Source organism: Methylobacterium sp. AC690 (assembly GCF_979256535.1).
The window spans coordinates 36686-50309 of the sequence record NZ_CEEDOX010000023.1; the positions used below are offsets into that span (position 1 = coordinate 36686).

The 13624-nt window shown below is 72.5% G+C and carries 13 protein-coding genes; 6 read left to right on the forward strand and 7 right to left on the reverse strand.

Annotated features, from left to right (window positions below; all coding sequences use genetic code 11):
* Positions 1-7: 7 nt before the first annotated feature.
* On the reverse strand, positions 8-1303 hold the full coding sequence (hisD, locus tag AC0IY1_RS22120; protein ID WP_471772437.1) for a histidinol dehydrogenase: 1296 nt from the start codon (positions 1301-1303) through the stop codon (positions 8-10).
* Positions 1303-1782 (reverse strand): DUF2948 family protein, encoded by a 480-nt coding sequence (locus AC0IY1_RS22125; RefSeq protein WP_055946659.1) that lies wholly within the window; start codon positions 1780-1782, stop codon positions 1303-1305. Before AC0IY1_RS22125 ends, hisD begins: the two co-directional genes overlap by 1 nt.
* Before the next feature lie 294 nt (positions 1783-2076).
* Between AC0IY1_RS22125 and AC0IY1_RS22130 the strand changes: the two genes are divergently transcribed.
* Together AC0IY1_RS22130 and AC0IY1_RS22135 are read left to right on the forward strand one after the other, a co-directional pair.
* On the forward strand, positions 2077-3141 hold the full coding sequence (locus AC0IY1_RS22130) for a glycosyltransferase family 2 protein (RefSeq protein WP_471772493.1): 1065 nt from the start codon (positions 2077-2079) through the stop codon (positions 3139-3141).
* A gap of 98 nt (positions 3142-3239) precedes the next feature.
* The gene (locus AC0IY1_RS22135) at positions 3240-3599 is read left to right on the forward strand and encodes a hypothetical protein (RefSeq protein WP_471772439.1); all 360 of its coding nucleotides are present in this window, start codon (positions 3240-3242) and stop codon (positions 3597-3599) included.
* Positions 3600-3644: 45 nt separating this feature from the next.
* Here the strand turns inward: AC0IY1_RS22135 and murA are convergent, their stop codons facing one another.
* The gene (gene murA / locus AC0IY1_RS22140; protein ID WP_055946668.1) at positions 3645-4934 is read right to left on the reverse strand and encodes a UDP-N-acetylglucosamine 1-carboxyvinyltransferase; all 1290 of its coding nucleotides are present in this window, start codon (positions 4932-4934) and stop codon (positions 3645-3647) included.
* Positions 4935-5094: 160 nt separating this feature from the next.
* Positions 5095-5370 (reverse strand): hypothetical protein, encoded by a 276-nt coding sequence (locus AC0IY1_RS22145; protein WP_471772441.1) that lies wholly within the window; start codon positions 5368-5370, stop codon positions 5095-5097.
* A gap of 445 nt (positions 5371-5815) precedes the next feature.
* On the opposite strand from AC0IY1_RS22145, the gene hemA reads away from it, so the two are divergent.
* Positions 5816-7075, forward strand: a complete 1260-nt coding sequence (gene hemA / locus AC0IY1_RS22150; RefSeq protein WP_471772497.1) for a 5-aminolevulinate synthase — start codon at positions 5816-5818, stop codon at positions 7073-7075.
* 18 nt (positions 7076-7093) lie between these two features.
* On the opposite strand, the gene AC0IY1_RS22155 is transcribed toward hemA, so the two are convergent.
* Positions 7094-7627, reverse strand: a complete 534-nt coding sequence (locus AC0IY1_RS22155) for a TspO/MBR family protein (RefSeq protein WP_471772444.1) — start codon at positions 7625-7627, stop codon at positions 7094-7096.
* A gap of 134 nt (positions 7628-7761) precedes the next feature.
* Between AC0IY1_RS22155 and AC0IY1_RS22160 the strand changes: the two genes are divergently transcribed.
* Together AC0IY1_RS22160 and AC0IY1_RS22165 are read left to right on the forward strand one after the other, a co-directional pair.
* Positions 7762-8961 (forward strand): trans-sulfuration enzyme family protein, encoded by a 1200-nt coding sequence (locus AC0IY1_RS22160; protein WP_471772499.1) that lies wholly within the window; start codon positions 7762-7764, stop codon positions 8959-8961.
* Positions 8962-9065: 104 nt separating this feature from the next.
* Entirely contained in the window at positions 9066-9488 is a 423-nt protein-coding gene (locus AC0IY1_RS22165) for a hypothetical protein (RefSeq protein WP_103708943.1), read from the forward strand.
* A gap of 15 nt (positions 9489-9503) precedes the next feature.
* Here AC0IY1_RS22165 and mdoH read toward each other — a convergent pair whose 3' ends face one another.
* A complete protein-coding gene (mdoH, locus tag AC0IY1_RS22170) occupies positions 9504-11414 on the reverse strand; it encodes a glucans biosynthesis glucosyltransferase MdoH (protein WP_471772446.1) in 1911 nt (636 codons plus the stop codon).
* Between the two features lie 226 nt (positions 11415-11640).
* Between mdoH and AC0IY1_RS22175 the strand changes: the two genes are divergently transcribed.
* Positions 11641-13116, forward strand: coding sequence for an OpgD/OpgG family glucan biosynthesis protein (locus AC0IY1_RS22175; RefSeq protein WP_471772501.1), 1476 nt, complete (start codon positions 11641-11643; stop codon positions 13114-13116).
* Between the two features lie 166 nt (positions 13117-13282).
* On the opposite strand, the gene AC0IY1_RS22180 is transcribed toward AC0IY1_RS22175, so the two are convergent.
* Entirely contained in the window at positions 13283-13456 is a 174-nt protein-coding gene (locus tag AC0IY1_RS22180; RefSeq protein ID WP_181017261.1) for a hypothetical protein, read from the reverse strand.
* Positions 13457-13624 lie beyond the last annotated feature (168 nt).

Consider the following 13624-nt stretch of genomic DNA (forward strand, 5'->3'; position numbering starts at 1 on the left):
CAGGCCCTCACAGGTTCAGGCGGATCGCCACCGAGCGGGCGTGGCCCTCCAGGCCCTCCGACCGTCCGAGGGCGATGGCCGAGGGGCCCAGCGCCCGGAGGGCCGCCGGGTCGCAGCGCAGGATCGTGGTGCGCTTCATGAAGTCGAGGACGCCGAGCCCGGAGGAGAACCGCGCCGAGCGGGCGGTGGGCAGGACGTGGTTGGGGCCGCCGACATAGTCGCCGATGGCCTCCGGCGTGTACGAGCCGAGGAAGATCGCCCCCGCATTCCGCACCTGGGCGGCCAGGGCCTCGGCATCGGCGGTCTCGATCTCGAGGTGCTCCGGGGCGAGGCGGTCCACCAGCGGCACCGCCTCGTCGAAGCCTCGCACCACCACGATGGCGCCGTAGTCGCGCCAGCTCGCCCGGGCGATCTCGGCCCGGGGCAGGGTGGTCAGCGCGCGCTCCACCGCCTCGGCGACGTTGTCGGCCAGGGCCTCGGAATCGGTGATCAGGATCGACTGGGCCGCGGCATCGTGCTCGGCCTGGGCCAGGAGGTCGGCCGCCACCCAGTCGGGATTGGCATGCGCGTCGGCGAGGATCAGCACCTCGGACGGGCCGGCGATCATGTCGATGCCGACCTGGCCGAACACCCGGCGCTTGGCCGCCGCCACCCAGGCATTGCCGGGACCGACGATCTTGGCCACCGGGGCGATCGTGTCCGTGCCGTAGGCCAGGGCCGCCACCGCCTGGGCGCCGCCGACCCGGTAGACCTCGTCGACGCCGGCCAGATGCGCGGCGGCGAGGACCAGCGGGTTCAGGGTGCCCTCCGGCATCGGCACCACCATGACGACGCGGGGCACCCCGGCGACGCGGGCCGGAATGGCGTTCATCAGCACCGAGGAGGGGTAGCTCGCGGTGCCGCCGGGAACGTAGAGGCCGACGGATTCGAGGGCCGTCCAGCGCCAGCCGGCGGTGACCCCGAGGCTGTCGGTGGCCATGTGGTCGCCGGGCACCTGGGCGGCGTGGAACGCCTCGATGCGGGCGGCCGCGAACCGCAGGGCCTCCAGGGCCTCGGCCGGGCAGGTCGCGACGGCCGCCTCGATCTCGGCCGGGGTCACCCGCAGGGAGTCGACGGTGAAATCCTCGCCGAACCGGTCGAAGCGACGGGTGTAGTCGACCAGTGCCGCGTCGCCGCCCGCGACCACGCCGGCGATGATGCCGCGCACGGTCTCGTCGACATCCTCCGAGATCTCGCGCTTGACGCTGAGCAGGCGCGCGAAGGCGGCGGCGAAGTCTTCGTCGCGGGAATCGAGACGGACCATCAGGCGTTTCCCTTCGGGGCGTTTCCCGCAATCGCGGCGCGTCCGGCGGCCACGGCCTCGTGGTCGGGCCGCCCTTCCACTTCCCAGACCGGCCCGAGATCCTTGAGCTGGGCCTCGATGCATTCGAGGTCCAGCTGGATCGCCGCGCCGCCGGCAAAGACCAGGGTGGCGGTGCCGGAGGGCGCCTCGGTCGGCTCGAAGGTGATGGCGAGGAGCTCGAGGGGCGCGTCCGCGTCGGTCCCCGGCGTGATCCCGCGGCTGCGCACGCGCAGCACCCGGTCGAAATGCATGCCGGTGAGGCGCCGGCGCGGCGGCGCATCGTCCGCCGCCGACCAGTCGAAGCGGCGGGCCACCAGGACGAAGCGGTGCTGCGCGCCCAGATAGGCGAGGTCGCTCGCCTTCAGGATCGCATCCTGCAGGTGGGCGGAGATGACCGCCAGGTCTTCGGCATCGAGGGCGGCGAGCTTGAGAAGCTCCATGATCGGGTGTCGCGCTCTTGTCGGCGGGCCGGCCCGGGCGCGGGCTCGACCCTTCAAGGGATGGGAGCCGTAGGTAGCGAGGCGACCCGCCCACGGCAACTGGCGGGGGGCATTCCGGAAGCCGGACGTCATTCAGGATCCGGACAGCGAGACTGGGTCATTGTCCCTCCGGCCGAACCTGCTAGGGACCCGGCGCTGCGCCGCTCCTCCCCCGGCGAACGGAGTCGTCACGTGTCGGCCGCATCCCTGTCCCTCCCCGGCGAGGCCCCCCGGTCCCGCGACGGCGTCGCCGCGATCCGCGCGGTGGTCGCGATCCCGGTGCGCAACGAGGCCGAGCGCATCGCCGCCTGCCTGGGCGCCCTCGACGCCCAGACCGGCCTCCCGCCGGGCAGCCTCGGGGTGGTCCTGTTCCTCAACAACTGCACCGATGCCACCGAGGCCATCGTCGCCAACCTCGTGCCGCGGATGTCGGTGCCGGTCCGGGTCACGCATGTCGACTATGCCGGGGCCCATGCGGGCTGGGCCCGGCGCGAGGCGATGGACCGGGCCGCCGAATGGCTCGGCGCCGAGGGCATGATCCTGTCGACCGACGCCGACAGCCGGGTTCCGCCCGACTGGGTCGCGCGCAACCGGGCCGCCCTCGACCGCGGCGCCGACGCGGTGGCCGGCCGCATCCAGCTCGATCCGGACGAGCGGGCCCTGCTGCCGCCCTCCCTGCACTGGCGCGGCGACCGGGAGGACATCTACAGCGATCTCCTGACCGAGGCCGAGGCGCGCATCGACCCCGATCCGCACGACCCCTGGCCCTGCCATCGCACCACCATCGGCGCCACCTTGAGCGTCAGCGTCGCGGCCTACCGGGCGGTCGGCGGCATGCCGGCCATCGCCCTGGGCGAGGACGGCGCCTTCGTGGCGCTGCTGCTCGCCCAGGGCCTGCACGTCCGGCACGACCCGTCCATCCGCGTCACGGTCTCGGGGCGGCTGGTGGGACGGGCGCCGGGCGGCGTCGCCGATACCATCCGGGCGCGCTGCGAGAAGCCCGACAGCCTGTGCGACGCCCGCCTCGAATCGGTGCCGCGGGCGCTCTTCCGCTACGCCTGGCGCCGCCGCCTGCGCCGGCTGCACGCGGCCGGCCGCCTCGGGACCGAGCGCGGCTGGGCCCGGGCCCTGCGGATCGCGGAAGCGGACGCCGCCCGCGTCGCGGCCCATCCCCTGGCCGGACATGCCGTGGCCGAGGCCGAGCGCGCCAGCCCACGCCTCGTCCATCGTCCCCTCGGGCCGCGGCAATTGCCCGCTCAGATCCGGGTTGCCCGGGCCGTGCTTCCGCTGGTGCGCCTCGTCACGCGGTTCCTCGGCTGAAACGCGCGGTCGAGACGCGGCAGGCCCCTCAGGCCGCGTTCAGCCCAGGGGCGCTAGACCGGGCCGCGATGAGACGGCACATCCGAGGGGAGCCAGCCATGACGGGCAAGTCCACGAAAACCATCCAGTCCATGACGACCATCAAGTCCACGATCCTCGCGCTCGCCACCGCGGCGACGCTCGGCACCGGCTTCGGCGCCTTCGAGGCGCGGGCGCAATACGACGACGGCGACGACCGGCCGCGTCGCTTCGAGCGCCGCTACGACGCGGATCGCTACGAGCACCGGCGCTACGACGAGGACCGGTACGACCGGCGCCCCCGGGGCTATGGCGGCGGATTCGGGCGCCTCTGCCTGACCCAGCGCGGCAACTGCATCACCCGCCCGCAGCCCTACGGCTCCCGCTGCGGCTGCGACATCCCGGGCTTCGGCCGCAAGCACGGCGAGATCGGCGGCTGATCTTCCCATGGCCCTCCGCCCCGTTCGGGCGGAGGGCCGGTTCCGTCAGCTGCGGACGCGGGTGATCTCGGCGCCGCAGCGGGCGAGCTTGGCCTCCAGGGCCTCGAAGCCGCGGTCGAGGTGGTAGACCCGGTTGATGCTGGTCTCGCCCTCGGCGGCGAGGCCCGCGATGACGAGGGAGACGGAGGCGCGCAGATCCGTGGCCATCACGGGCGCGCCCTTCAGGCGCTCGACGCCCTCGACGATGGCGAGGTCGCCCTCGAGCCGGATCCGGGCGCCGAGGCGGGCCAGCTCCTGCACGTGCATGAAGCGGTTCTCGAAGATCGTCTCGCGGATGTGGGACTGGCCCTTGGCCAGCGTCATCAGCGCCATGAACTGCGCCTGCAGGTCGGTGGGGAAGCCGGGGAACGGGTCGGTGGTGACGTCGACGGCGGCGATGCCCCCGCCGTTGCGGCGGATGCGGATGGTATCGGTGCCCGTCGTGATCTCGGCGCCGGTGGTGGCCAGCACGTCGAGGGCGGCGTGCAGCAGGTCCGCGCGCGTGTTCTCCAGGGTCACGTCGCCGCCGGTCATCGCCACCGCCATGGCGTAGGTGCCGGTCTCGATCCGGTCGGGCAGCACGTCGTGGCGGGCGCCGTGCAGGCGCGAGACCCCCTCGACGGTGATGCGCGGCGTGCCGGCGCCCTCGATGCGGGCGCCCATCTTGGTGAGGCAGGCGGCCAGGTCGACGACCTCGGGCTCGCGGGCGGCGTTCTCGATCAGGGTCGAGCCGTTGGCCAGGGCCGCCCCCATCAGCGCCACGTGGGTGCCGCCCACCGTCACCTTGGGGAAGTGGATCTCGCCGCCGCGCAGGCCGTTCTTGGCCCGGGCGACGACGTAGCCGCCATCGACCTCCACGGTGGCGCCGAGGCGCTCCAGCGCCATCAGCAGCAGGTCGACGGGACGGGTGCCGATGGCGCAGCCGCCCGGCATCGAGACCCGGGCCTCGCCGAAGCGGGCGAGCAGCGGTGCGATCACCCAGAAGCTGGCCCGCATGGTCGAGACGAGCTCGTAGGGCGCCGTGGTGTCGATGACGTTGGACGCGGTGAGGCGGATGGTCTGGCCGGTCTCGGTGGTCTGGCCCGGGCGCTTGCCCACCACCATGTGGTCGACGCCGTGATTGCCGAGGATGCGCAGGAGGGCGTTGATGTCGGCCAGTCGCGGCACGTTGCCGAGCTCCAGCGTCTCGCCGGTCATCAGGCTGGCGATCATCAGGGGCAGCGCGGCGTTCTTGGCGCCCGAGATCGGGATCACCCCGTGCAGCGGCCGGCCGCCGATGATGTTGATGCGGTCCATTGTTTCTAAAACCTTGCCCAAATCTTCGCGCGCCCGGTGCGCATGCGGCGCTGCGAGCGGGAGAATTCCGAAATCGAAACCTGGCGGGACGTGAACCGTCCCCGCGGAAACGGCACCGTTATAGCCAAGTTTTGTCGAAAAGGAGGTTTTCGGCGCGCGATTAGGCTTCGCTGCCCGGCTCGGGTGTTTCGCCGGTCTCGGGTGTTTCGCCGGTCTCAGGCGTTTCGCCGGCCTTGGGCGGATCCTGGCGACCGCGCAGCTGGGCCTTGCGCCGACGCAGGTTGTCGCGCAGGGCCGCCTTCAGGCGCTCGGCCCTCTGCTCGGCCGCGCTCTTGGGTTCTGCCGCGCTCCTGGGCTCTGCCACGCTCTTGGGCTCGGCGGCGTTCTTGGGCGTCGCCCGCGGGGGCGCTCCGGCCTCGGTCTCGTCGTCCATCATGCGCCGCGCCGGTCCGTCTGCGGGGTGGGTGTCGCGCACGGCGCGCCGGGTCGGGAGGCCCGACGCGACGCATCGTCGCCACGTCGTTGTGTCGGCTTTGCAGCCCCGGGTCGATGGATGCAAAGCAGGAATGCGGTTGTCGACTTGAACCAATTCCAAGTTCACCTGTATCGTCGCGACCGCGTCGGGGAAACCCGCGTCAGAGGGCGAGCATCGTCAGCGACTCCTTCAGGAGTCCGCGCCAGGCTCGCTCACGAGACCGATTGCATCGAGGGCCCCCCGCACGAGGGTCCGCGTGGAAACGATCCCGCCAGAGGCCGCGACTCCACCGTAGGCCCCTCAGCCCAAGCGTGAAGGACGGATGCCCGTGAACCGCATGCCCGCGACGATCAAGATCAGCGACACCAAGCAGGGAGCGGGCCAGAAGTCCCACGACGGCTGCCGCATGGGATCGCCGGCGCGGGGCCGGACCGACTACGAGACCCATTTCCGCACCGCCCTCGACCGCCTGCACGGCGAGCGCCGCTACCGCGTCTTCGCCGATATCGAGCGCATCGCGGGCCGCTTTCCGACCGCGCACTGGCGCAAGCCCGACGGCGGGACCTCCGAGATCACGGTGTGGTGCTCGAACGATTACCTGGGCATGGGCCAGCACCCGGACGTGGTCGGCGCCATGACCCGCACCGCCGCCCGCTGCGGCGTGGGTGCAGGCGGCACCCGCAATATCGCGGGCAACAACTCGCCCCTCGTCGATCTGGAGCGCGAGCTCGCCGACCTGCACGGCAAGGAGGCGGGCCTCGTCTTCACCTCGGGCTACGTCTCGAACCAGGCCGGCATCTCCACCATCGCCAAGCTGATCCCGAACTGCCTGATCCTGTCGGACGCCTTCAACCACAATTCGATGATCGAGGGCGTACGCCATTCGGGCTGCGAGAAGCGCGTCTTCCGCCACAACGACCTCGCCCATCTGGAGGAGCTTCTGATCGCGGCGGGCGACCGCCCCAAGCTGATCGCCTTCGAGAGCGTCTACTCCATGGACGGCGACGTCTCGGACATCGCCGCGATCTGCGACCTCGCCGACCAGTACGGCGCCCTGACCTACCTCGACGAGGTCCACGCGGTCGGCCTCTACGGTCCCCGCGGCGGCGGCATCGCCGAGCGGGACGGGGTGATGCACCGGGTCGACGTGATCGAGGGCACCCTCGCCAAGGGCTTCGGCTGCGTCGGCGGCTATATCACCGGCTCGGCGGTCCTCTGCGACGCGGTCCGCAGCCATGCCCCGGGCTTCATCTTCACCACCGCCCTGCCGCCGGCCATCGCGGCGGCCGCCATCGCCTCGGTGCGCTACCTCAAGCGCTCGAGCGGCGAGCGCGAGGCGCACCAGCGTCAGGCCGCCCGGACCAAGGCCGCCCTGGAGGCCGCCGGCCTGCCGGTGCTGCACACCGACACCCATATCGTTCCCGTGATGGTGGGCGATGCCGAGCTGTGCAAGGCGGCGGCCGATCACCTGCTGGAGCACCACGGCATCTACATCCAGCCGATCAACTACCCCACCGTGCCGCGCGGCACCGAGCGCCTGCGCATCACGCCGTCGCCCTTCCACGACGATGTCCGCATCGCCCGGCTCACGGCGGCGTTGACCGAGACCTGGGATACCCTGGACCTTCCCCGCGCCGGGACCGTCTTCGTCGAGGCGGCCGAGTAGGCCGCCCCGCGGCGCCCCTCAGTTCAGGCGCCAGATCGCGCCGGTGAGCACGGTGGCGAAACCGACCCAGGCGGCGTAGGGCACCAGCAGCCACGCCGCCGCCCGGTCGAAGCGCCAGGACAGGCGGATTGTCCAGAGGATCATCACCCACATCGCGGCCGAGACCACCAGGGCGGCCCCCAGCGCGTGGGCGGCGAAGAAGGTCGGGGTCCAGGCGGCGTTGAGGGCGAGCTGTACCGCGAAGGCGGCCAGCGCCAGGCGCCACGGCCCCAGGGTCGGGCCGCTGCGCGGCTTCGCTCCGAGAAGGCGGAAGGCCGAGACCGCAATCATCGCGTAGAGAATCGTCCAGGCGACCGGGAACGCCCAGTTCGGCGGGTTGAAGGACGGCTTCGTCAGGCCGGCATACCAGCCCTCGATGTTCGGCCCCGTGGCGGCCGAGCCCAGCACGGCCGTCAGCGCCACGGGCAGGATCGCCGCCGCCAGCCGCCAGGGCAGGGCGAGGGCGGGCTCGGCGGGAACGTGGATCGGTGACGATGCGGGCGCGCGGGACATGACGGGCGGTTTTCCTTGCCTCTGACCGGGCCTCGGGACGGAGCGCCGAGACCCCGGCTTGCGGTCCGTGCACAGGTCTGCGAGGCCGGGTCCATCGAATCCCGACCTCGCGGACACGCTCCATGCCGGATCCCCTGTCAGAACCGAACGCGCCGAACGGTCCTTCGGATGCCGCGCCCGCCTTCACCCCAGCTTCCGCCTTCACCAAGCGCAGTCTCGCCGCCCAGGCCCTCGGCCGGGTCGATCCGGTGACGCGGGGCGTGGTGATGCCCCTGCACGTGGCCACCACCTTCCTGCGGGATCCCGACAACGGCTACAGCTCGGGCTTCTCCTACGCCCGGCCCGACAACGCCACCGTGCGCGAGGCGGAGGCGGTCCTGGCGATGCTGGAGGACGCGGCGGCGGGTGCCCTGCTGTTCGGCTCCGGCATGGCGGCCGCCACGGCCGTGTTCACCGCCCTGGAGGCCGGCGACCACGTGGTGGCGCCCCGCGTGATGTACTGGGGCCTGAAGCGCTGGCTCAACGCCGAGATGCCGCGTCGGCGGATCGCGGTCGATTTCGTCGACATGGACGACCTCGCTGCCCTGGGGCGGGCGATCCGCCCGGGCGCCACGAAGCTCGTCTGGATCGAGACACCGGGCAATCCCCTCTGGACGATCACGGACATCGCCGAGGCGGCCCGCCGCGCGCACGCGGCGGGCGCGCGGCTCGCCGTCGACTCCACCGCCGCCTCGCCGATCCACACCCGGCCGCTGACGCTGGGCGCCGACATCGTGATGCACTCGGCCACCAAGATCCTGAACGGCCACTCGGACGTGGTGGCGGGGGTGCTGGCCGGCGCCCGGGTGGACGCGTTCTGGGAGCGCCTCGTCGCAATCCGTTCCGGGGGCGGCGCGATCCTGGGTCCGTTCGAGGCCTATCTGCTGATGCGCTCCCTGCGCACCCTGCCGTTGCGGGCGGCGGCGCAGGCTGCCAGCGCCGCCGCCCTCGCCCGACGCTTCCAGGGCCATCCCGGCATTTCGCATGTCCTCTATCCCGGCCTGCCGGACGATCCCGGTCACGCGGTCGCGGCCCGGCAGATGGAGGGCGGCTTCGGCTACATGCTGTCGATCCGGGTGCGGGACGGCGAGGCGGCGGCCATTCGCACCGCGGCGCGGGTGCGGCTGTGGAAGCGGGCGACCTCCCTGGGCGGTGTCGAGAGCCTGATCGAGCACCGGGCCTCGGTGGAGGGGCCGGACTCCCCGTGTCCCCCCGACCTGCTGCGTCTCTCCACCGGGATCGAGGCGGTGGACGACCTGTTCGCCGATCTCGACGCCGCCCTGCGGGGCCCGTGACGTTTTCGGTGGTGCCGCGGGCGGAACTCGCGCGTTGGTGGGGCAAATCCCGATCCTGCCGCCCGATCGCGGCGCAGGGTCATGGCTCGAGAGACCGCTCCCCCATGATGAAGCCCGTCCTCTTCTCCGGAACCCTCGCCCTCCTGTGCCTCGCGACCGCCGCCCGGGCCGAGAGCGGCCCGCCGGACCTGAACATCGAGCGGACCTGCCGGTCGGCGGCCTCCGCGAGCGTCAGCGACAATGCCAGCCAGGAGGGATGCCTGCGCTCCGAGCGCGCCTCGCGCGACGAGATCAAGCGCCGCTGGAACGAGTTTACCCCGGCCGCCAAGAACCAGTGCGAGAAGCAGTTCGAGGCCGGCGGGTTTCCGTCCTACGTCGAGATGGTGACCTGCCTCGAACTCGCGAGCGGCACCGGCCTGCCGAAGCAGTCGGATGATTCGCGCGCGGGCCGGGGGACCAGCAGCGCCACCAAGGAGCCGAGCCCCGCCCAGCGCACGGATCCGATCAAGGTGCTCGAGAACCAGTAGGCCGACGAGCCCGGGTCAGCTCGACGAGGCCGGCACCTCGTCGGCGATCCAGGCCGGCTGCGGCCGGCCGCGACCGGGCTCGGCCGTCCCGCCCCGGCTCTGCGCCAGGGCGGTGAGTTCCGGCGCCCGGGCGGTGTCGTCCACCGTCAGGAACAGGCGCCGCCCTTGCGAGATCCGGCCGAGGCGGGCGCTGCTCGTCAGCACGCTCTGGGCCGGGCTCGACAGCAGGCCGAGGGCCACCGGTGCCATCCAGAGGGCGAGCCACGGGTCGCCCGCCCAGGCGAGGCCGCCCGCCAGCAGGCCACCCGCCACGAGGGTGTCGACCTGGAGCCGGCACGCTTCCCGCCACGGCACGCGGCGATCGTCGCGCACCTGGGCATCCCAGCGCACCACGCGGCCGACGAAGGTGGTGGCCACGGCGCCCGCCGCGAACAGCGTCATCACCGGCCAGAGCAGGACCCAGATCGCCTGTTCGAGCGCGGCGCTCTTCAGGAGCGAAGCGGTGCCGCCGAAGGCCGCCCGGCGCTCGCCGGACGCCAGGACGTGGCCGAGGCTCAGGAGCTTCGGCAGGGCCAGGATCGTCAGGACGAGGGCCGCCAGGGCATGGGCGGCCGCGCCCGTGCCGGTGAGGCCGTAGCCGAGGAGGCCGAGGTTGCCGGTCCGCGCCGCCTGCAGCGTTCCGAGGGCGAGGAACAGGACCCAGAGCGGGCAGGCCATGTAGGACAGGATGCCGACGGCGAGGTGCCAGCGGCTGGCGGGGCGCAGGCCCGGCATGGCGGTGACGCGCAGGTGCTGCATGTTGCCCTGGCACCAGCGGCGCTCGCGCCCGAGGAGGTCGACGAGGTTCGTCGGCATCTCCTCCCAGGTGCCGCCCATCTCCGGCAGCAGGCGGACCTCCCAGCCGGCCCGGCGCAGGAGCGCGCCCTCGACGATGTCGTGGCACAGGATCTCGCCGCCCAGCGGTGCCTTGCCGGGCAGCACCGGCAGCGCGGCGTTGTCGGCGAAGGCCGCGACCCGCACGATCGCGTTGTGGCCCCAGTAGCTGCCGTCGGGCCCCTGCCAGGTTTCCAGGCAGCGGATCGCCAGGGGCGCGTACAGCCGCACGGCGAATTGCTGGATGCGGGCGAACAGGGTGTCGCGCCCGGTGGCGTAGGACACGGTCTGGATCAGGCCGACCCGGGGGCTCTCCTCCATCAGCCGGGCGAGGCGGCGCATGGCGCTGCCGGTCATCAGGCTGTCGGCGTCGAGCACGATCATGAAGTCGTACTCGGCCCCGTAGGTCTTGCAGAACTCGGCGATGTTGCCCGCCTTGCGGCCGGCATTGTCCCGGCGACGGCGATAGCGGATGCGCGGCAGGCCGGGGCCGTGCTGACGGGTCCAGGCCTCCATCCGGGCGAATTCGTGCTCCTCGATCGCCGCGATGGCCCCGTCCCGCGTGTCGGAGAGAACGAAGATGTCGAGGTCGCCGCCGTCGCCCCCGTCGCGCTGCAGCGAGCGGGCCATGACCCGCAGGGCCGCGAACACCGCCACGGCGTCCTCGGCGTGGATCGCCACCACCGCCGCCGTGCGGCTCAGGCCCGAGGCCTCCGCCGGGACGGTGAGGGAGCGCCGCTCCAGGGCGGATTTCGCCCGGTCGCCGAAGGCCGTGGCCACGAGGCCGTAGACGTATTGCCAGGCCACGAAGGCCTGCCAGGTCATGACGAGGGCGAAGAGCCCGAGCACCGCTCCGCCGAGGAGGCCGGACGGCGTCCCGTAGGCGGCCCGCGCCAGGGCGGTGACGGCTGCCCCCAGGACGAGGGGTGGCAGGGCCAGCAGCAGGCGGCGGCCCAGGAACCCGCCGGGGCGGGCTCCGGGGGCGTCGAGGGCGATTTCCAGCGAACCCGGGATTTCAGCCGCCGGGGCGTCGTGCGACAACCTGTGGGACATGGGACGCGGGAAACTCGAAGGAGGGACACCGCGATCCGCCACCGGGCACGATGCCGGCAAAGGGGAAGCGATGCGCGATGGCGAGGGTCTCGAAGGATGCGGGCGGACCGAACCCTTCTCGCGGCGGCAGGCCCTGCGGACCACGCTGAGCGTGGCCGTCGGGATGATCCTCCCTACCGCGCAGGATCTGAATGCGGGCCGAACGCGCGCCGCGGCCCTCGCTCCCATAACATTTGACGCCGTGAAGGCGAAGGCGCGGGCGCTCGCGGCGCACCCCTACGCGGCGCCGCAGGACGATCTGCCGCCGGCCCTGGCCGGCCTGTCCTACGACGGCTACCGCGCCATCACCTTCCGGCCGGAGGCGAGCCTGCCCCTGGGACGCCGCTTCTCGGCCCAGCTGTTCCATCGCGGCTTCCTGCAGCGCAAGCGGGTCGCCCTCGTCCTGCAGCCCCGCGACGGCCCGGCCCGGGCCATCCCCTACGCCCCCGACCTGTTCGAGCTCGGGCCGGACCTGAGGGGCCAGAGCTTCGCGCCGGATCTCGGCTTTGCCGGCTTCCGGCTGCACTATGCCTTCGCGGCCGACCGGCCGGCGGATCAGGAGGAATTCCTGGTCTTCCTCGGCGCCTCCTACTTCCGGCTGCGCGGATTCGGCCAGGAATACGGGCTCTCGGCCCGGGGCGCCGCCATCCGCACCGGGGGGCCGGGCGCGGAGGAATTCCCCGACTTCACCGCCTTCTGGATCTGCGAGCCCGAGGCCGAGGCCCGCGCCATCGAGATCTGGGCGCTGCTCGATTCCCCGAGCCTCGCCGGGGCCTACCGCTTCCGCGTCGCGCCGGGCGACCCCTCGGTGATGCAGGTCGAGGCGTCGCTGCATCCCCGGACGACCCTGGAGCATCTCGGGCTCGCCCCCCTCACCAGCATGTTCCTGCACGGAGCCAACGGCCCGGGGGCACGGAGGGCCGAGCCCTTCGACGATTTCCGTCCGCAGGTGCATGATTCCGACGGGCTGGCGGTGGTGACCCGGGGCGAGCGGCTCTGGCGGCCCCTCGTCAACGGCCGGGCGCAACCGCAGATCTCGGCCTTCGGCGTCGACCCGCTGGAGGGCTTCGGCCTGCTGCAGCGCGCCCGCGACTTCCCCGCCTATCTCGACGTGCAGGCCCGGCACGAGGCGCGCCCGGGGCTCTGGGTCACGCCCGAATCGGGGTTCGGGGCCGGCGCGGTCCGGCTCTTCGAGATCCCGTCGCGCGAGGAGTACATGGACAACATTGTGGCGGCCTTCGTGCCCGGCCCCCCCGTGCCGGCCGGGACCGAGCGGAGCGTGTCCTACCGCCTCACGACGGTCGGCGCGGAGCCGGCGGCCGTGGTGCCCGGCGCCCTCGGCCGGGTCGTCTCCACCCGCGTCGGCTCAGCCGAGCGCCTGCGCCCGACCACGCCGCCGAGCCCGGGCCGGCGCCTCTACGTCGTGGATTTCGAAGGGCCGGCCCTGCCGTCCGACCGGGGCGCGACCCTGTCCGCCGACGTCTCGGCCAGCGCCGGCACGATGGTCGACCCGGTGGTGGAGTTCGTGCCTCAGACCGGCGGCTGGCGGCTCTACGTCGAGTGGCGGCCGCCCGCACCGATGCCGGCCGACGACGTGATCCTGCGCGCCCGCCTCGTCCGGGACGGCCGGGCCGTGACCGAGACCTGGGACATGGCCGCCTGAGGCTCCGGCGATCCCGGGACGATGGGGGCGCGCGGCCGCCGCAGCCGCGCCGTCGGCAGGCAAGCCGGCAACGGCCGCGTGCGGGGTGCGGGGACGGGCTCCGTCCACGGCCTCGCCACGGATCGAACGATCCGCGTCGCCTGGGTGTCGGAGGTCGCGGCCGGACCTACTGACAATCGTAGGATTGCGCGTCCGCGGGATGGGCGCCGAGGGTCAGCGCGTAGGTATCGATTCTCGAAATGGCCCGCGCCTCGGAGACCGGAGGCTTGGTCAGCATCGTGATGGTGAATGCAGCGGCGGCAATCACGAATGCTACCGCAAGCGTTGTCACTGAACGCATTTCAGCCTCCATTGGCAGGGTTTGCTGCCAACACTTCGTTGTGCCGAGCGGTTTGGAGGCTAGATTGATTCGGTGGCCGCTTCAATCTTCGAATACTGGAAAAGACGGCTAAATATTGTGCGGTGTCCTGGTTCTCAGCCATGTTCGGCCCGGGCATCCAGGAGTGTG